The sequence below is a fragment of the Cupriavidus taiwanensis genome (genome assembly GCF_900250115.1).
GTDB classification, from domain to species: domain Bacteria; phylum Pseudomonadota; class Gammaproteobacteria; order Burkholderiales; family Burkholderiaceae; genus Cupriavidus; species Cupriavidus taiwanensis_B.
Window position 1 is genome coordinate 1,637,974 of sequence record NZ_LT984804.1, and the last position, 16,875, is coordinate 1,654,848.

General features: G+C 69.3%; 17 protein-coding genes. 7 read left to right on the forward strand and 10 right to left on the reverse strand.

What is annotated here, in order from left to right:
* Positions 1–6 precede the first annotated feature (6 nt).
* The 5 genes from CBM2586_RS24120 to CBM2586_RS24140 all read right to left on the reverse strand — a co-directional run bounded on the left by CBM2586_RS24120 (position 7) and on the right by CBM2586_RS24140 (position 4,529).
* On the reverse strand, positions 7–564 hold the full coding sequence (locus tag CBM2586_RS24120) for a hypothetical protein (protein WP_115690290.1): 558 nt from the start codon (positions 562–564) through the stop codon (positions 7–9).
* A complete protein-coding gene (locus CBM2586_RS24125; RefSeq protein ID WP_172587116.1) occupies positions 561–1,778 on the reverse strand; it encodes a TolC family protein in 1,218 nt (405 codons plus the stop codon). Before CBM2586_RS24125 ends, CBM2586_RS24120 begins: the two co-directional genes overlap by 4 nt.
* Positions 1,779–1,886: 108 nt before the next feature.
* The gene (locus CBM2586_RS24130) at positions 1,887–2,240 is read right to left on the reverse strand and encodes a hypothetical protein (protein WP_115690294.1); all 354 of its coding nucleotides are present in this window, start codon (positions 2,238–2,240) and stop codon (positions 1,887–1,889) included.
* Positions 2,241–2,481: 241 nt separating this feature from the next.
* Positions 2,482–3,792 carry a sensor histidine kinase gene (locus CBM2586_RS24135; RefSeq protein ID WP_115664218.1) on the reverse strand — a complete coding sequence of 437 codons (1,311 nt, stop codon included), beginning with the start codon at positions 3,790–3,792 and terminating at the stop codon, positions 2,482–2,484.
* Positions 3,789–4,529: a response regulator gene (locus CBM2586_RS24140; protein ID WP_115664217.1), complete on the reverse strand. Its 741-nt coding sequence runs from the start codon at positions 4,527–4,529 to the stop codon at positions 3,789–3,791. Before CBM2586_RS24140 ends, CBM2586_RS24135 begins: the two co-directional genes overlap by 4 nt.
* 236 nt (positions 4,530–4,765) lie before the next feature.
* Here CBM2586_RS24140 and CBM2586_RS24145 point away from each other — a divergent pair, with 236 nt between their 5' ends.
* The 3 genes from CBM2586_RS24145 (at position 4,766) to CBM2586_RS24155 (ending at position 7,617) form a co-directional block, all read left to right on the forward strand.
* The gene (locus CBM2586_RS24145) at positions 4,766–5,479 is read left to right on the forward strand and encodes a cytochrome c biogenesis CcdA family protein (RefSeq protein ID WP_115664216.1); all 714 of its coding nucleotides are present in this window, start codon (positions 4,766–4,768) and stop codon (positions 5,477–5,479) included.
* Positions 5,480–5,482: 3 nt separating this feature from the next.
* The gene (locus CBM2586_RS24150; RefSeq protein WP_115664215.1) at positions 5,483–6,013 is read left to right on the forward strand and encodes a thioredoxin family protein; all 531 of its coding nucleotides are present in this window, start codon (positions 5,483–5,485) and stop codon (positions 6,011–6,013) included.
* 272 nt (positions 6,014–6,285) lie between these two features.
* Complete coding sequence (locus tag CBM2586_RS24155; RefSeq protein ID WP_115690296.1) at positions 6,286–7,617, forward strand: nucleobase:cation symporter-2 family protein; 1,332 nt, start codon at positions 6,286–6,288, stop codon at positions 7,615–7,617.
* 28 nt (positions 7,618–7,645) lie between these two features.
* Here the strand turns inward: CBM2586_RS24155 and CBM2586_RS24160 are convergent, their stop codons facing one another.
* Positions 7,646–8,221 (reverse strand): M23 family metallopeptidase, encoded by a 576-nt coding sequence (locus CBM2586_RS24160; RefSeq protein WP_115690298.1) that lies wholly within the window; start codon positions 8,219–8,221, stop codon positions 7,646–7,648.
* Between the two features lie 147 nt (positions 8,222–8,368).
* Here CBM2586_RS24160 and CBM2586_RS24165 point away from each other — a divergent pair, with 147 nt between their 5' ends.
* Entirely contained in the window at positions 8,369–8,683 is a 315-nt protein-coding gene (locus CBM2586_RS24165; protein ID WP_115664212.1) for a zf-TFIIB domain-containing protein, read from the forward strand.
* A 60-nt stretch (positions 8,684–8,743) separates the two neighbouring features.
* Here CBM2586_RS24165 and ggt read toward each other — a convergent pair whose 3' ends face one another.
* Positions 8,744–10,495, reverse strand: a complete 1,752-nt coding sequence (ggt, locus tag CBM2586_RS24170; protein WP_431194956.1) for a gamma-glutamyltransferase — start codon at positions 10,493–10,495, stop codon at positions 8,744–8,746.
* A gap of 223 nt (positions 10,496–10,718) precedes the next feature.
* On the opposite strand from ggt, the gene CBM2586_RS24175 reads away from it, so the two are divergent.
* The gene (locus CBM2586_RS24175) at positions 10,719–11,516 is read left to right on the forward strand and encodes an AraC family transcriptional regulator (protein ID WP_115690300.1); all 798 of its coding nucleotides are present in this window, start codon (positions 10,719–10,721) and stop codon (positions 11,514–11,516) included.
* Between the two features lie 9 nt (positions 11,517–11,525).
* Here the strand turns inward: CBM2586_RS24175 and CBM2586_RS24180 are convergent, their stop codons facing one another.
* Positions 11,526–13,166 (reverse strand): hypothetical protein, encoded by a 1,641-nt coding sequence (locus CBM2586_RS24180; RefSeq protein ID WP_115690302.1) that lies wholly within the window; start codon positions 13,164–13,166, stop codon positions 11,526–11,528.
* Positions 13,167–13,311: 145 nt separating this feature from the next.
* Between CBM2586_RS24180 and blaOXA the strand changes: the two genes are divergently transcribed.
* Positions 13,312–14,151: an OXA-1206 family carbapenem-hydrolyzing class D beta-lactamase gene (gene blaOXA / locus CBM2586_RS24185; RefSeq protein WP_115664209.1), complete on the forward strand. Its 840-nt coding sequence runs from the start codon at positions 13,312–13,314 to the stop codon at positions 14,149–14,151.
* Between the two features lie 151 nt (positions 14,152–14,302).
* Here the strand turns inward: blaOXA and CBM2586_RS32690 are convergent, their stop codons facing one another.
* Positions 14,303–14,743, reverse strand: a complete 441-nt coding sequence (locus CBM2586_RS32690) for an HNH endonuclease (protein ID WP_306418353.1) — start codon at positions 14,741–14,743, stop codon at positions 14,303–14,305.
* Between CBM2586_RS32690 and CBM2586_RS32450 the strand changes: the two genes are divergently transcribed.
* On the forward strand, positions 14,743–15,672 hold the full coding sequence (locus tag CBM2586_RS32450; protein ID WP_277349552.1) for a hypothetical protein: 930 nt from the start codon (positions 14,743–14,745) through the stop codon (positions 15,670–15,672). The two genes, CBM2586_RS32690 and CBM2586_RS32450, sit on opposite strands and share 1 nt — an antisense overlap.
* Before the next feature lie 72 nt (positions 15,673–15,744).
* Here the strand turns inward: CBM2586_RS32450 and CBM2586_RS24200 are convergent, their stop codons facing one another.
* Entirely contained in the window at positions 15,745–16,458 is a 714-nt protein-coding gene (locus CBM2586_RS24200) for a hypothetical protein (protein ID WP_115664208.1), read from the reverse strand.
* Positions 16,459–16,875 lie beyond the last annotated feature (417 nt).

Genomic DNA, 16,875 nt, shown 5'->3' on the forward strand with positions numbered 1-16,875 from the left:
CGGGCCTCAGTTCTTCTTATGGGTATTACGGCGCTTTACGCGCCAGGCTGCGACAGCCAGGACAACCGCCAGCAGAAGGACGACCCACGGCCAGCGCGCTGGCCAGAAGGCCCCGAGGCCATCGGCGTGCTGGTCCGCGGCAACGTTCAGGGTGCCCTCGATCAGGTCTGACTCGTTGCCGGCGACCAGCGTAAATACGAGCGCATGGTTGCCGGGCTGGTGCAGCGCCTTGAGGAGCTTTTCGTCGGTAAAGGAGTAGTCGCCGAAGTCAGCGTGCAGCTTGCCTTGCGCCTGGATGCCGTTGAACTCGACCTCCAGCGTGCCGTTCAGCACCGGCTCGTTGGTGGCGTAGCGGTCGATCATCACCGACAGCTCATCCGCGGCCAGCGTGCCAACCAGTTCGAACGCCTCCGTAGTGGCTTCGATGCCGGGCTGGGCATGCGCCGCGGCGCCGGTGCTGGTGGGCGCATCGAGGTGTTCGCCATTGGGGCCGTGGGCGCCCGGAGCGGCATGCGCGGCGCAGGCAAGCGACCAGAGCAGGGTAAAAAAGAGCTGGCGGATCATGGCAGGACTCCGAGAGCCTGGTTCAGGTTGGCAGTGGCGATGCCGCGCCGGGCGCGCTGGCGCGCCAGGTCGGCTTCGGCTTCAAGGGCCTGGTTCTGTGCGCGCAGCACTTCAGGCAAGCCGATTTCACCGGCATTGAAGGTCTTGCGCAGCAGTGCCGCCCGTTCGGACAGCGTGGCGCTGCGCTCTTCCGTGAGCTTGAGCTGCTGCCCGGCGAGCGACAGCGCCGCCTGTGCCGCGTCGATCTCGGCGCGGACGATGCGTTCAGTGCGATCGAGCTCGGCCCGGGCTGTCATCAGTTCAGTCTGCGCGGCGGTCTCGCGCGGCAGATTGCGCGCGTCGGTTGCGAATGGGATTTTGACGAAGAGGCCGATGGTCTGGTCGCTGGGCATGCCGCCGCCGGCCCGGTCGTTGCGGTACAGCACACCAACTTCCGGCGGATCGCGGCGCGATTTGCGCAAGTAGCCAACCTGGCGCTCGCTGCGCAGCACGGCTCGCTGGGCTGCTTCCAAGCGCGGATGGGTCGGCGCGCTGGCGGCCGGAGCGCCCACGGACGCTGCCGCTTCGCCATACCGCGGCGGCAGCGTCGATACGCCGGTCGCTTGCAACAGCCGCGCCCTGGCGTCCACCAGCCGGGCCTCGCTGTCTGCCAGCAAGCCTTGTGCCGCCAGATAGTCCTGTTGCGCCAGCAGCAGGTCGGTACGGGCAAGATCGCCGGCCGTGATCCGCCGCCGCACATCGTCGCGCAGGGAAGCGGCGACCTCCGCTCGTCGCCGCAGCACATCTCGCTCCGCTTCCACCGCCACGAGCTGCCAGACACGCTCGCGCACCTCCGCGGCAACGTTCAGCCGCGCCAGCGCGGCGCCGGCTTCGGCTTCGGCCGCTTGCGCGTCAGCCAGGTCGCCGCGTGCCGCGCGCTGGCCCGGCATCCACACCGGCACGCCAAGCTGGACTTCGCTCTCGCGCAGGCCTCGCCTTTCGGTCCAGCGGTCGTCACGGTGCAGCAGCCCGAGCGTGGGTGGCCCGGCGATCAGCGCGTCCGCCTGGACCCGGCTCGCGGACGCCTCGGCACGGCGACCCTCTGTCGCCTGAAAAGCCACGGACCGCTCCCACGCGATATTGAACAGTGCGTGCAGGTCCGCCGGCGCCGTCTGGCCATGGGCCGCTGGCATCAGCAGCGCGGACGCAACAATGGAAATGAAAGACTTCTGCATGGAATCCCCAACGCAAATCGCGATCACACAGGCAATGCGGCGGGGCGTGGCGCAAGCCATTCAGGCGATGGCGCCACGATAGGCAATCAGAATGTCGGAGCCCCGCCGTCAGGCGGGCGCGTGCGGCGGGCGCAAGGGTGGACTGTCCAGGGGGTCGGGCATGCGGCCGCCTAGAAACAACGGCTCGGGCTGGGTCTGCCGCGACAGCGGCGGCAGCAGGCTCGCGGGCAGGGGCGCCTGGAAGTGGGCGCCGTAGTCGAAGTCGAGCTGGTGCGACGCCGACGCTGGGGAATCGTCAAAGGCGATCTCGCCGTCGTCATCGTGGTGATGCGGGACATGGTCAGCGTGTGCCGCCATATGGTCTGGCGGGAAGCCGGCCGCATGCGCCAGCTGCCGCTGCGCCGCGGCCAGGGCCTGCAGCGGCAGGATCAGCATCAGGAGGATGGCAATCACGCGCGACATGGGCTGGATTCTACCTGACCGGTATCAGGTAGCGCGAAGACTGACGGGACACCGTGTAACTGAATGTCGCAAGGCGAGCGGCCGGCCAGGTGCGCCGATGTCCCGTTGTGGATGTCCAGCGGCCGTTCGTCCGCCGGTGCCCGATGTCCGACATGGGTCGACAAGCCGCCACCAGGCGGCGCTCTCCCCGCCCCGCTCCCGCTGTACCGAATGCAAGCGGGAGTGGAAAGAAAACAGGCTGTCAGGCTGGCAGGCGCAGCGTGGCCTGCAGGCCGCCGCCTTCGCGGTTGGCAAGCTGCAGCGTGCCGCCGAGTGCCTGCGCCAGTTGCTGCGCAATCGCCAGGCCCAGGCCGGTGCCGCCGGTGCCGCGGTTGCGCGAGGTCTCGAGCCGGTAGTAGGGCTGCATCACGCGCTCCAGTTCCGCCTCCGGAATGCCTGGACCGCGGTCCTGCACGGCGATCTGCAGCCAGCCATCGTCCTGCCGTGCCACCGCCAGCGTGACCTCGGCGCCGAACTTCAGCGCGTTGTCGATCAGGTTGGTCAGGATGCGCCGCAGCGCCTGCGGACGCGTCAGCAGCGGCGCGCCGGCCTGGCCTTCGATGGCGATGGCATGGCCGGCGTCGAGATAGTCGCCGGCGAGGCTGTCGAGCAGCGCATCGGGATCGATACGGGCCGGGGTCTCGGTGCCGCCCTGCAGGGTGCGTGCATAGGCCACGCCCTCGCGCACCAGGTGCTCCATCTCGCGCAGGTCGTGGTAGAGCTTCTCTTGCGTGGCGGACGCCTCCATCAGGTCCACGCGCAGGCGCATGCGCGTGATCGGCGTCTGCAGGTCGTGCGAGATCGCCGCCAGGATCTGCATGCGCTCATCCAGGTAGCCGGCAATGCGTGCCTGCATGGCGTTGAAGGCGGCGGCGGCATGGGCCACCTCGGTCGGCCCGGTCTCGGGCACGCGCTGCGCCTTCAGGTCGGGCCCCAGGTTCTCGGCGGCGCTGGCCAGCTGGCTGAGCGGGCGCGTGACCACGCGCACCGCCAGCCAGGCACACGCCGCCAGCAGCGCCAGCTGCGCCGCCAGCATCGCCAGCAGCCACGGCGACACCAGCGCACGCCTGGGCTGCACGTCGATCGTCAGCGGGCTGCCGTCATGCAGCCGCAGGTGGACCTGGAAGCCGCCGCCGGGCTGGCTGCTGGCCGAGACCGGATAGCGTCCCTGCAGCGCCTCGGCAATGGTGTCGACGGCCTTGCGCGCCAGCTCGGCGCGCGGCGGCTCTCCCGGCGTGCCGGCGTCGAGGCGGTAGCTGTAGTTCTCGCGCCGCACCCGCTCCAGCCAGGGCGCGCGCTGCTCCGCCGGCAGCATGTCGAGCATCGCCACCGAGCTGGCCACGTCGCGCTCCAGGTTGCCCAGCATGAGCCGGTCGGCCGCACTCTTGCGCTCCATCATCACCAGGCTGTACGACAGGCTCTGCGCCAGCACCAGCCCGACCAGCAGGATCACCATCAGCCGCGCGAACAGCGTGCGCGGCCATGCCAGTCCCTTGCGCGCGCGCCCGTTCATGCGCGCTCCTCGCGGATTTCGACGGTGGCGCTGAAGACATAGCCGCCGTTGCGCACGGTCTTGATGTAGCGCGGCTCGCGCGCGTCGTCGCGCAGGCGCTGGCGCAGGCGGCTCACCAGCAGGTCGATCGAGCGCTCGAACAGTTCGGCGTCGCGGCCCTGGGTCAGGTTGAGCAGCTGGTCGCGCGTCAGCACCCGCTGCGGATGGTCGACGAAGACACGCAGCAGGCGGTATTCCGCGCCGCTGAGCGCGACGATCACGTCCTGCTCGTCGAGCAGGTGGCGCGCATTGGTGTCGAGCCGCCAGGGCCCGAACGCCAGCACGCTGGCGGCCTCGGTGACCTGCAGGTTGGGCGGCAGCATGCGCGTGCGCCGCAGCACCGAGCGGATCCGCGCCAGCAGTTCGCGCGCGGCAAAGGGCTTGACCAGGTAGTCGTCGGCGCCCATCTCCAGCCCCAGAATGCGGTCGGCCTCTTCGTTGCGCGCGGTCAGCATCAGCACCGGCAGGTTGCGCCGCTCGCCCGCGCGCAGGTCGCGGCACAGCGCCAGGCCGTCTTCGCCGGGCAGCATCAGGTCCAGCACCACCAGGTCGACCGAGCCCTTGTCCAGCACGGCGCGCATCTCGCGCCCGTTGGCGGCCAGGGACACGCGCATGCCGCTGCGCTCGAGGTAGGCGGCAACCAGTTCGCGGATTTCGCGGTCGTCGTCGACGATAAGGATATGGTCCTGCGGGGTCATGGCGGGTCCCGGAATCGAAGAAAGTGAAGAAGACAAAGGGGGCGGCCGGCGCCGGCAAGGATGGCCGTCGCCTGGCTTGGTGTCGCCATTATGCGGCGCTGGCGGCGCTCTTTGTATCGCTGTGTATCCGGGCCGGGTCCGGACAAGAAATATTGCACAGCGGGCCGGATGCGGAAACAACGCCGATACGCCGGAGCGGTGCAATGCACCCATCGCCAATCCCGGAGTCCACCGCCATGATCGATGCCTACCTTGCCTTTGCCGCCGGCGTGCTGACGATTGCGTCGCCGTGCGTGCTGCCCGTGCTGCCCATGCTGCTCGGCGCTTCGCTGGGCGAAACCAGCCGGCTGCGCCCGCTGGCGATCGCGCTGGGTTTCGTCTCCGCCTTTTCCGCGCTGGGCATCGTCTTCGGCGCGCTCACCAGCGCCTTCAGCGACGCCCCGGGCGTGATCCGCAACGTGGCCATCGCCATCCTGTTCGCCGCCGGGCTGGCGCGGCTGTGGCCGGCCGGCTTTGCCCGCCTGACGGCACCGTTCGCCGCGCCGTTCGCCGCGCTCACCGACCGCGCCGCCGGCGCCGGCAGCCGCGCCGGCAACGGCCTGGCCGGCGGCTTTGTGCTGGGCATGACGCTGGGCGCGGTATGGACGCCCTGCGCGGGCCCGGTGCTGGCCTCGATCCTGGCGCTGGTGGCCAAGGCGCAGGACCTGCATCGCGCCGCCGGCCTGCTGGCCCTGTTTGCCGCCGGCGCCGCCGTGCCGATGCTGGGCATCGCCTACGGCGGCCAGTTCGCCACCACCCATGTACGCCGGCTGGCACGCCATACGCCACGGCTGCAGCAAGCCTTCGGCGTACTGGTGGTGGCCACCGCCATCGCCATGTACTTCCAGTACGACACCGTCGCCGTCGCCTGGCTGACCTCGCTTTTCCCCGCAACCCAACCTGGAGCCTGAACCATGCCCCGCATCCTTCGCACCCTGTTCGCCGCCGCCGTCCTTGCCGCCGCCCCGCTCGCCATCCAGTCCGCCGCCGCCGCGCCCGCCGATTATGGCAAGGCACCCGAATTCACCGGCATCGGCCAATGGCTGAACTCCGAACCGCTGACCGTCGCAGGACTGCGCGGCAAGGTGGTGCTGGTCGACTTCTGGACCTACAGCTGCATCAACTGCATCAACACCCTGCCCCATGTGCGCAAGTGGTACGACAAATACCGCGACCAGGGACTGGTGGTGGTGGGCGTGCACACGCCGGAGTATGCGTTCGAGCGCTCTACCGGCAACGTCCAGGCCGCGCTCAAGCGTTTCGATATCCGCTACCCCGTGGCGCAGGACAACGCCTATGCGACCTGGAACGCCTGGCGCAACCAGTACTGGCCGGCGCTGTACCTGGTCGATGCCAACGGCAACGTGGTCTACAAGCACTTCGGTGAAGGCCAGTACGCCGAAACCGAAGCGGCGATCCAGAAGGCGCTGGGGCAGCGCCGCTGAGCTGCAAAGCCGCCATGGGGGCGGCCTGCGCGGCATCCGCCTGATCTTCCAGCGCAGGGGAGTTGATACAAATTGTATGCAATCTTTGTATCACGGCTCGCTGATCCCTGTTATTCTTGCACGCCTGTTGAGGCGGGATTCAGGTCCTGCCCGCCTCGCTCGCGGAGTTGCCGCACCTGGCCCGCGAGCGTGCACGAGGGCGCCGGGTTCCCCGCCCGGCGCCAGAAGAACAAGACAGCCCGCAACATCCGGGCAGACGACAGGAGACTCGAATGGCGCCCTTGCTATTCCAGGTGGAAGACCGCCCCCCACGGGTGACGACATTCTTGCTCGCGCTCCAGCACCTGCTGGCCGCGCTCGGCGGCATCATCGCGGTGCCGCTGGTGATCGGCGGCGCGCTGCGCCTGCCCTCCGACCAGGTGGTGGCGCTGGTCAATGCCGCGCTGCTGGGCTCGGGCATCGTCACCATCATCCAGTGCAAGGGCGTGGGCCCGGTCGGCATCCGCATGCCGTGCGTGATGGGGACCAGCTTCGCCTTCGTCGGCGCGGCCATCAGCGTGGGCGTCGAGCACGGCGTGGCCGGCATCCTGGGTTCGGCGCTGGCCGGTTCGCTGGTGATGATCCTGGGCAGCTTCTTCATGCCGGCGATCCGCAAGCTGTTCCCGCATACCGTCACCAGCGTGGTCGTGACCATGATCGGCCTGTCGCTGATCCCGGTGGCGATCGACTGGGCCGCCGGCGGCCAGGGCAGCAGCCGCTACGGCGCCCCGGGCAACCTGGCGATCGCGGTCGCGGTGCTGGCGCTGGTGGTGGCGGTGGTGCAGTGGGGCAAGGGCATGCTGTCGGCCTCGGCCATCGTGGTCGGCATTGCCGGCGGCTACCTGCTGTGCCTGGCGCTGGGGCTGGTCGACTTCACCCAGTTCCGCCAGGCGCCGGTGTTCGCGGTGCCGCAGCCGCTGCACTTCGGCATGTCGTTCCCGATCTCCGGCATCGTCGCCATGTCGATCGCCTTCCTGGTCACCATCGTCGAATCGACCGGCACCTTCATGGCGCTGGGCTCGGCCACGCAGCGGCCGGTGTCGGGCAAATGCCTGTCGCGCGGCATCCTGTGCGACGGCTTCGGCTCGGCCTTTGCGGCGCTGGTGTGCAGCCCGCCGCTGTCGACCTTCGCGCAGAACGTCGGCGTGGTGTCGCTGACCGGCGTGGCCAGCCGCCATGTGGTGGCGCTGACCGGCGTGATGCTGCTGCTGGCCGGGCTGTTCCCGGTGCTGGGCGCGCTGGTGGTGACGATCCCGCAGCCGGTGCTCGGCGGCGCTGGCCTGATGATGTTCGCGATGATCGTCTCGGGTGGCATCCAGATGCTCAGCACGGTGCGGTTCACGCAGCGCAATACGCTGATCGTGGCGGTGTCGATCGGCTGCGGCCTGGCCGTGACCTTCCGCCCGGAACTGCTGGCGAAGCTGCCCGCCTTCGTGCATGAGGTGTTCGGCTCCGGCATCACCGTGGGCTCGCTGTCCGCGGTGTTCCTGAACCTGCTGCTGCCCGGCGGCAAGGAAGCCGCGGCCGACGAAGCCGGCCACGGCACGGTGGGCGAGGCCGCCTGAACGCCATCACGCCATCACGCCGGCTGCGCTAGTGCGCGCCGGCGGCCACGGTGGGCGTCAGTAACGGGTAGGGATTGATCGCTCCGCCCGCCGTGTAGATGCCATAGTGCAAGTGCGGCGGCGTGCCGCGCGCGTTGCCGGTGGTGCCCACATACCCCAGCACGGTGCCGGCGGCGATGATGTCGCCGGCGCGCACGCCGGCATACCGGTCCAGATGGGCGTAGTAGTGCATCTGGCGCCCCGGCCCCATCACCCACACCACGTTTCCTCCCAGCTGGTTGGTGCCGACGCGCGTGACGATGCCCTCGGTGGCCGACACTACTTCCCGGCCGCGCGGCGCGAAAATGTCGATGCCCTCGTGCTTGCGCCCGCCGGCACGCGCGCCGTGCCAGGTGTCGCGCAGCGCCCTTGGGCCAACCCCGGCGACCGGCACCGGCAGCGCCGCCGGCGCGGGCCGGGCCGACAGCCGGGCCGCATAGATTGCGCGCTCCAGCGGCGGCTGCAGCCATGGCCAGGCCAGGCAGCTCAGCCCGATCCACAGCGCCAGCCATGCCAGCCGGCGCACCAGCGCAAGCAAAGGAGGAACGAGACGCGAGGCGGCCATATGCCTTCGACGGCAGCCTGGCATGCGAATTCCCGCCCACGGCCCCCATTATGTGACCCATACAAGCCTTCTTGCCGCCGTGCTGGCCGAACCATCGGCGCCGCGGCCGGTCATAACTGGACCGTTTTGATTGCAACAGGAGAATCCATGGACTGTCCGGTGTGCCCGCAAACCCAACTCGTGATGTCCGAACGCCAGGGCATCGAGATCGATTACTGCCCCAAGTGCCGGGGGGTCTGGCTGGACCGGGGCGAACTCGACAAGATCCTGGAGCGTTCGGCGGCGGCAGCCCCGGCGCAGCAGGCCCCGCTGCAGCCCCCGCAGCAGCAGGCCCCGATGCACAGCGCACCGCGGCAGCAGGGCTACCAGCGCGGCTACGGCGACCATGACCGCGACCGCTATTACGAGCGCGAGCAGAAGCACTATCGCAAGAAGAGCATCTGGCACGAGCTGTTCGACTAAGCCGGCCAGCGTTTGAGAAAAAGGGCGACACGGGTCGCCCTTTTTCTCGTTTGTGGCCCGCTACAGCCCGGCCGCCAGGCCGTCGCCGCGCGGATCGGCCGCGCCATACATCACGCCGGTGACCGGGTCGATCAGGATCGCGCCGGCGTGGCCCATGGCGTCGGTAAAGGCCTGCACCCGCTTCACCGGATGCCCGCGCCGCGCCAGTTCGGCGGTCACCGCTTCCGGCACGCGGCCCTCGATCTTGAGGTCGTTCGACGACACGCCCCAGTTGCGCCCATAGAGCAGGCGCGGCGCATTGACCGCGTCCTGCGGCGACATGCCGAAATCGACGATGCGTGTCACCAGCGCCGCCTGCGTCTGCGGCTGCCCCTCGCCGCCCATGGTGCCGTAGACCAGGAACGGCTTGCCGTCCTTCAGCAGCAGGGCCGGGTTCAGCGTATGGAAGGTGCGCTTGCCCGGCGCCAGATGGTTCACGTGCGCGGGATCGAGGGAAAAGAACGCACCGCGGTTCTGCAGCAGCACGCCGGTGCCCCTGGGCACGATGCCCGAGCCGAAGTCGTGATAGACGCTCTGGATCATCGACACCACGTTGCCGTCCTGGTCAGCGGTGCCGAACCACACCGTATCGCCGTGCGGATCCATCGGCTTCACGTCCGCGCCGGCGCGCAGCATGCTGATGCGACCCGACTGCGCCTGCCCGTGCCGCGACGACAGCAGCCGTTCCAGCGGGATCTGCACGAACTCCGGGTCGGCGAGGTAGCGGTCGCGATCGGCAAACGCCTGCTTGGTCGCTTCCACCAGCACGTGGTAGTAATCGGCCGTGCCCTCGCCCAGCGCGCGCACGTCGCGCTTGTCAAGGATGTTCAGGATCTCCAGCGAGGCAAACCCTTGCGTATTGGGCGGGACGTTGACGGCCTGGTAGCCGCGGTAGTTCACCGTGATCGGCTTGACCCAGTCGGCGCGGTGGCGGGCGAAGTCCGCCTGGGTCAGCACGCCGCCGTGCGCCTGCAGGTCGGCCACGATCTTGCGCGCGATCTCGCCCTGGTAGAACGCGGCCGCGCCGCCCGACGCAATCTGCCGCAGCGTGCCCGCCAGGTCGGGCTGGCGCAGCGTTTCGCCCATCCGGTAGGCCGACCCGTCCGGCTTCAGGAAGGTCTGGCGAAAGCCGTCGAAGCGCTGCAAGGCGCGGAATTCCGTGTCGGCCGGATCGAGATTGACGCGGCTCCACGACGCCAGCGACGCCGACACCGGGAATCCGCCCTCGGCATGCCGGATGGCATCGGCCATCAGCTCCGGCCATGGCAGGCTGCGCCCCATGCCCTGGCGCGCGTACTGGTACGCCGCTTCCCAGCCGGCGACGGTACCGGGCACCGTGATGGCCGACAGGTAGCCGCGCGCGGGAACCCGGTCGAGTCCATGGTTCCGGTAAAGCGCGATGGTCGCGTGTTCGCCGGCGCGCCCGCTGGCATTGAGCGCGCGCACCTCGCGCGTGCGGGCGTTGTAGATCAGCCAGAAGGCGTCGCCGCCGATGGAATTCATGTGCGGGTACACCACCGCGATGGTCGACGCCACCGCGATCGCGGCATCGACCGCATTGCCGCCGTGCTCCAGCGCGCGCAGCCCGGCCTGCGTCGCCAGGCGGTTGGATGAGGTCACCATGCCGCCGGTGGCCATCGGGTTGAGACAGGCCGAAGGCGTGTCGCAGTACTTGCCGGCTTCGTCGACGGCCGACGCCGGCGCGGCGGCCAGCGTCAGTGCCGAGCACATGCCGGCCAGGCGCAGAGCGGTGAAGAATCTTGTGCGATGCATCGCAGGCTCCCTGGGTAACACAGCGAAGTTGCATGCCGGAGCGGAGGCAACCGGCACGAGCGGTAGAGCGGATTGCCCGGATTGTCTTGCGGGGCGAGCGCAAGTTAGCCTGCGCCAGACAATCTGGCTAACGGCAAAGTCGCGTCCGCTGTCGCCAATCGGACATGCGCCGCGGCGTTGCCCGTATCGCCAGCCACCGCAGACCCACCACCACCGGACCCGCATGCCTGCACACGACCCCGGCCTGCGCGCGCTCGCGCGGCTGCCCCGCCCGCTGTATGGCCATATCGAAGCCTTGCCCAACCGCGTGCTGGGCTACCGCCACCGCCACCCCTGGTGCCAGTTCGCCTATGCCCTGCAGGGCGTGCTCGAGGTGTGGACCGACCGCGGGCGCTTTGTCGCGCCACCGCAGTGGGCGGTATGGATTCCGGCCGGCGTGGCGCACCGCGTGCGCTGCGCGCCGGGCACGCGCATCCGCAGCCTCTACCTCGATCACAGCGTGTGCGCGGCGGCGCGGGCCCGTTGCCGGGTGCTGACGGTCAGCCCGCTGCTGCGCGAGCTGATTCGCACCTTCAGCCACCTGCCGGCCGAATACGATGAGGATGGCGCCGACGGGCGCCTGGCACGCGTGCTGATCGACCAGCTTGGTGCCGCGCCCGAAGTGGAATTCATGCTGCCGCTGCCGGCCGACCCGCGCGTGCGCCTGGTCTGCAATGGCCTGCAGCGCCAAGCCGACCGCGATACCAGCCTGACCGCGTGGAGCGCGCGGCTGGCGGTCTCGGGCAAGACCCTGACGCGGCTGTTCCAGCGCGAAACCGGGTTGACCTTCCGCGCCTGGCGCCAGCGGCTGCGACTGCTCGACGCGGTGCCCCGGCTGGAGCGCGGCGAAGCCGTCACCGAGGTCGCGCTGGATTGCGGCTATGAATCGCTGTCGGCGTTTATCGCGGCCTTCCGCCGGCTCTACAACATGACGCCGGGAGAGCTGTCGCGCGCCAACCGCGTCATTCCCGCCAGCGGTTAGCGAGCGCGGTCAGGCCCGCGTGCGGTGGCGCCGCGCCGCCTCCGCCGCGGCATCGCGCAACGCCGGCGGCAGCGCGCGCAACTCGGCCGCGAAGAAGGCCCGCTCCGCGGGCCGCAGCGCGGGAAGCTGCCGGGCAAGCCGCTCCACCGCGGCACACGCGGCGGCGGTGGCGCCCTGCTCATGGGTCAGGTACCAGGCCGATTCCAGCAGCAGGTTGGCCAGTTGCAGCGGCGCCAGCCTGACGTGGCCGGCGTCGTGGTCCTCCAGCGCGAACGCAGCCACCGCCGACCAGCGCACGAAGCCCCTGGCCGGCGCAAACGGCGCATGGAACGGCCGCAGCGCCTCGACCGCGTCGGCCACGGAAAGCGGCCGCTGGCGGCGGAACACGGCCAGGCTGTCGCTGGCGCTGGCCGGGCGGTCCAGCGGCGGCGCATCGGGGCCGCAGCTGCCGCGCGCGATGCGCAGCAGGAAGATCGCATTCCAAGCCGTGCCGCCGCCGACCCCGAAGCGGTCGCAGATCCATTCCGACAGCCCCAGCCAGCGCATCGCCTGGCGCTGCACGGCGCTGGCGGACAGGCTGCGCCCGGCATCGATCAGCCCATGGCGCCAGAACAGCCACAGGCTCAGCCCGATATTGGCCGCGGCATGCTGCACGGCATCGACCGAATCAGCCTCGTAGGCGGCCTGCAGCGCGCCCGAGAACGCGTCCAGCGCGCGCTCCGCCGCCGTCGCCGCGCCCGCATGCGCGGGGCGCATGGCATCGGCCTTGAGCAACAGCGCGTCGAGGTTCAGCACCTCGAAACGCACGCGCGGGTTGTAGCGCACCACCAGGCGCAGCACGGCATCGGCGTGCAGGTGCTCCAGCCCGGCGCGCGCGCCGTCGCCGTCGCCGCGCGTATAGCGCTCCCAGGCGCGCACCACCTGCGCCATGGCCTGGAACGCCGGCGTGGCCGCGCCGGCATCCGCTGCATGCGCCAGCTTGTCGAAACGCCGCAGCGCGGCGCGGCTCTGGTCCAGGCGCCCGCTTCGGCGCCAGGCCTGGCTTTCCTTGAGCAGCGACAAGGCCCGCTGGAAGCCATCGCCGGCCAGCCGGCGCGCCGCGCCGAAGGACTCGGCCACGGCGAAGCCGTGGGCGCCGGCATGGCCGTCCTGCGCGCTGCGCATGGCCTGCGTCAGCTCGCTCCAGTAGGCCATGTCGCGCATCACGTAACCGGTGGCATCCGCTTGCCCCGGCGGCATCGGCTGCGCGCCGGCAGGAAAGCCGAAATGGCGCGCCAGCGCAACTGGGCCCAGCGTGCGTCCGTTGGCGATAAAGCGCAGCCGGCGCGCGCTGGCTGCCGTCAGCCAGAACGGCCCGCGGCTGCGCTGCGCCGGGTTGGCCGCGGCCGGATCGCGCGCGCGGTCCGCGCCCCACCCCATCACGACGCCCCAGCTTGCGAAGTCTGCAAACGCGCGCGACACCAGCATGCGCAGGTTGGCCGCCGTGGGAAACGCGCTGCGTACCGCGGCGGCGGGGACCACGCCGTCGCCGCTGCGATGCGCATGCCAGGCGCGCGCGAGCAGCCAGACCGACTGGTAGCGCGCGGGCCGGCCCGCGACCCGGTAGGGACTCGACACGTCGACATGGATAGTGGCAGGTGAAGCGGGCATCGTTCTGGAACCAGGCATCAGGGGCGACGCCCGCCATGTTACGCAAGTTACAGGGCATGCGGTTGGCGCTGCGCTGGCCCTCTCCTATGCTGCGCATCACGGTCCGGGCCCGGATTGTCATTCCCTTAACTTCCCACGCACAACCATGAACCCTCGTCTTGCCCGTCTGCTGACACCGCTGGCCTTCGGCCTTGGCCTGCTTGCCGCGCACCTGCCCGCGCTGGCCGCGCCCAAGGAAGCGCCGCTCGACGCCGCGGCACTGTTCCGCCAGGCCGATACCACCGGCACCATGGTGATCTACGACCTGCGGCGCGAGCGCATGCTGACCTACAACCCGGCCCGCGCCGCCACGCCTTATTCTCCGGCATCGACCTTCAAGATCATGAACTCCCTGATCGGCCTCGAGACCGGCGCGGTCGCCGACGTCGACCACGACAAGCTGCCGTGGGACGGCAAGGTCTGGCTGGTCGGCGGCAAGGCCGTGCTGCCCGAGGCCTGCAACGCCGACGTGCCGCTGCGCGTGGCCCTGCCCAACTCCTGCGTGCCGGCCTACCAGGCGCTGGCGCGCCGGGTCGGCAGCGCGGCCTACCAGCGCTACCTGACCGCCTCGCACTATGGCAATGCCGATAGCTCCGGGCCGGTGGACCGCTTCTGGCTGAACGGCAGGCTGCAGATCACCGCCTACCAGCAGATCGATTTCCTGAAGGGCCTGGTGCGGCGCACCCTGCCGTTCTCGCCCGCCACCTTCAGTGCCGTGGACGACATCACCGTGCTGGAGCGCACCGCCGACTACACCCTCCACGCCAAGACCGGCTGGGCCGATTCGGCCAGGCCGGCGGTGGGCTGGCTGGTGGGCTGGGTCGAGCGCGGCAACGATGCTTACCTGTTCGCCCTCAATCTGGACCTGCTGCGGGCGGAGCATGCCAAGGCGCGGATGGAGATTGCACGGGCGGCGCTGCGCAAGGCGGGGGCGTTGCCGGAGTGAAATGCTGCGAAGGACCCTTGCTGTTTCAAGGACCGGTGCGCTTGGCCTGATGGCCATGGGTAAAGGCTCAGCTTGAAAGGCCCATGACTACACGACCTCAAATGCAGTAACGGCTCACTGATTTGACGGTGCCATGGCACCGTCAATTTCTTTACTTTCCCGGCTTGCACTTTATCAATGCGACCAGCTTAGCGTTATCAAACACCCATACGGCGTGCCACCTTCTCCGCCGCATGAGTCGCTGCACATGCTCTTTGTGATTGATTGGATCGCGCGCCGGCTTTCTGCGGTGCCGCAGCGCATTGCAATAGTGGCAAGCCGCGACGATATTGCGGCTCGAATCACGGCCGTCATCGACACGAGCATGCAGATGCTCCGCCGTCCATTGAAGCTGCAGTGCCTGTTTTCGTGAGAGTCCAAATTCAGCAAGAAAGCCGATTTTAGGATTGCGCTGATTTACCGCTGAGCATTGGATCTCTAGTTTGACTCGGCCGGCGGTTCCCGCGTCGCCCAACCCTGCGCGTCGCGGAATCCGCCCGCACCCGAGCAACGGGACGGCCAAGACCGTCCCCCTTCCAGAGGTGAAATCCAATGAGACAACTGGTCATGCCGGCAGCCCTGCTGTCGGCCATCGCTTTGCTGGCCGCCTGCGGCGGCGGCGATGACGGCACGAGCACCACGGCGCCACCAACCCCGCCATCCGACAACCAGCCGGCACCGGCACCGGCACCGGCACCGGTACCCGAACCGGCACCCGAACCGGCACCGGCGCCAGAACCGAAGGGCGAACTGCTGCCCAGCCTTGGCGCCCCACAAGCAGGCTCGACCGCCGCGGTGGGCAACGGCAGCGAAGGAATCTGGGTCAGCTTTACGACCACCACGCTGGTCGATTCCAGCGGCAGGTTCATCCAGCCGAGATTGTTGGCCGTCCTGCGAGGCACGTTCCAGTTCTCCGGATCGAGCTGGACACTCGGCCCCGACACCCTGTATGAAACCGGGCTGGCCAGGCCAGTCACGGGCAGCGGCACCATTACCCCTGGCCAGCGCCTTGACGGCAACTTCGTCGTTCCGCCGAGCACCGATACCAACGGACTGGCGGGCATCTACGATTCGTCCAACGCGCTGGCCGTCGACCAGGCCGCCATCGCCGGCGACTGGAAGCAGAGCGGCTTTGCCATGCATATCGACCCGGCGGGCCATGTCGCGGGTACCTACACCGCGGGGACGCGCGTATGCGAGCTGCAGGGTACGGCGACGCTGGCCACCCCCGGATCGGCCAAGAACCTGTACGCGGTCAGGATCTTCGCCCAGGCGTCGACGCAACCGGGCACCACCGGGTGCGCGCTGTCGACCGGCATTCCGCATGACGGCCTTGCCGCCATCCGGCTGATGCCGGCCAACGGCGAAATCGTCGTGAACAGCAACACGCGCTATGTGCGCACGCTGGTCATGAGCGCCAGCACCGGCACGGGCGGGTTCTTCGCCACGCAGATGTCGAAGCAACCGCAGTATCCACAGTAAGCGGTACGCCCGCGGGGCGGCGGACAGCATTCGCCGCCCCGCGTTCATGCAGCAAAAGCCAATAGCCATCCGCTACGGCAGGAACGCCGGTGACAGCAGCCGCAGGCCCACCGTAAAGAAGCGCGCGCCGCTACCGCCGCCGAACACGTTGCCGTAGGTGGTGTCGACCTGGACCCGGTCCTGCACCACCCAGAAGCGAAAACCGCCCTGAAACGACGGCTTGCCGCGGTTCTGGCCGAAGGCCTCGGCGATCAGGAACACGCGCGGGTGGAGCTGGGTCTCGGTGCCAGCGCCCCAGGTCATGCGGGTCTGGCGATTGCCGGTGTCGCGGTTGGCGCCCAGGTTCAGGTGCGCGATGAAGCGGTCGTCGGCGAACGAGATCGATACCGGCACGTTGACATACAGGTTGCCCAGCACCTTGTCGGGCTCGGCATCGGGATGGTGGATCACCCCGCCCGACAGCGCGACGCCGTAGCCGTTGGTTGCCAGCGGCTTGAGCAGTGTCTTGGCCTGGAACTGCACGTTGGTGCCGTCCCAGGCGCCATCGACCCGCTGCAGCGAACCGCCCAGCGTCAGCTCCAGGTTGCCGGTGGGATTGCAGCCGGGCAACGCCCACAGCTCGTTGCCGCCGGACTGGAACTGCATCCACGATTCCAGCTGGCAGGCCTTGGGATCGACGATGCGGGCATCGTCCGTGATGAGCGGCCGCGCCGCCAGCGCCGTGCGGCAGGTGGCGGCCACGAGGGCCAGCGCGGCCAGGCGTACGAAGAACTGGTGCCACACCATGGCAACCTCCTGAGCAAATACAGCCATCTGGCCGGCGACGATACACGCCAGCCATGACAAGACATCGAAAGGCAGCAAGGGAGGTCGGGCACCGGCGGTCGCAGGCGTGGGCCTGGCCGCATGGGGCAAGGCAGCGCCGGACGGCGGCACTGCAGCGAATCACCGCAGTGTCTCAGCGCGCCGGCGCGGCCGGGGAAACTCCCGTTGCGCAAGAAGGACTGGGACAACTGTCCACGGATAGCTCCGTTGGGAAGAACGGGGCGCAGTGTAATCCCGGCCCATGGCGTGGTCAACCCGATCCATGCGCCGCGCGCATGGCTGCATGCGGAGATATCGCTACCGCTCGCCGGCCACCCTCTCCTAACATCATCGGCACCATCTGCCAGGGCCGGTGCGAAAAGCCAGCGCCCGGTCCCC

Bases quoted from the DNA above. Each gene is read 5' to 3' on its own strand.
- CBM2586_RS24120 (WP_115690290.1), bottom strand. From the start codon at position 564: ATGATCCGCCAGCTCTTTTTTACCCTGCTCTGGTCGCTTGCCTGCGCC.
- CBM2586_RS24125 (WP_172587116.1), bottom strand. From the start codon at position 1,778: ATGCAGAAGTCTTTCATTTCCATTGTTGCGTCCGCGCTGCTGATGCCA.
- CBM2586_RS24130 (WP_115690294.1), bottom strand. From the start codon at position 2,240: ATGTCGCGCGTGATTGCCATCCTCCTGATGCTGATCCTGCCGCTGCAG.
- CBM2586_RS24135 (WP_115664218.1), bottom strand. From the start codon at position 3,792: ATGAACGGGCGCGCGCGCAAGGGACTGGCATGGCCGCGCACGCTGTTC.
- CBM2586_RS24140 (WP_115664217.1), bottom strand. From the start codon at position 4,529: ATGACCCCGCAGGACCATATCCTTATCGTCGACGACGACCGCGAAATC.
- CBM2586_RS24145 (WP_115664216.1), top strand. From the start codon at position 4,766: ATGATCGATGCCTACCTTGCCTTTGCCGCCGGCGTGCTGACGATTGCG.
- CBM2586_RS24150 (WP_115664215.1), top strand. From the start codon at position 5,483: ATGCCCCGCATCCTTCGCACCCTGTTCGCCGCCGCCGTCCTTGCCGCC.
- CBM2586_RS24155 (WP_115690296.1), top strand. From the start codon at position 6,286: ATGGCGCCCTTGCTATTCCAGGTGGAAGACCGCCCCCCACGGGTGACG.
- CBM2586_RS24160 (WP_115690298.1), bottom strand. From the start codon at position 8,221: ATGGCCGCCTCGCGTCTCGTTCCTCCTTTGCTTGCGCTGGTGCGCCGG.
- CBM2586_RS24165 (WP_115664212.1), top strand. From the start codon at position 8,369: ATGGACTGTCCGGTGTGCCCGCAAACCCAACTCGTGATGTCCGAACGC.
- ggt (WP_431194956.1), bottom strand. From the start codon at position 10,495: ATGCATCGCACAAGATTCTTCACCGCTCTGCGCCTGGCCGGCATGTGC.
- CBM2586_RS24175 (WP_115690300.1), top strand. From the start codon at position 10,719: ATGCCTGCACACGACCCCGGCCTGCGCGCGCTCGCGCGGCTGCCCCGC.
- CBM2586_RS24180 (WP_115690302.1), bottom strand. From the start codon at position 13,166: ATGCCCGCTTCACCTGCCACTATCCATGTCGACGTGTCGAGTCCCTAC.
- blaOXA (WP_115664209.1), top strand. From the start codon at position 13,312: ATGAACCCTCGTCTTGCCCGTCTGCTGACACCGCTGGCCTTCGGCCTT.
- CBM2586_RS32450 (WP_277349552.1), top strand. From the start codon at position 14,743: ATGAGACAACTGGTCATGCCGGCAGCCCTGCTGTCGGCCATCGCTTTG.
- CBM2586_RS24200 (WP_115664208.1), bottom strand. From the start codon at position 16,458: ATGGTGTGGCACCAGTTCTTCGTACGCCTGGCCGCGCTGGCCCTCGTG.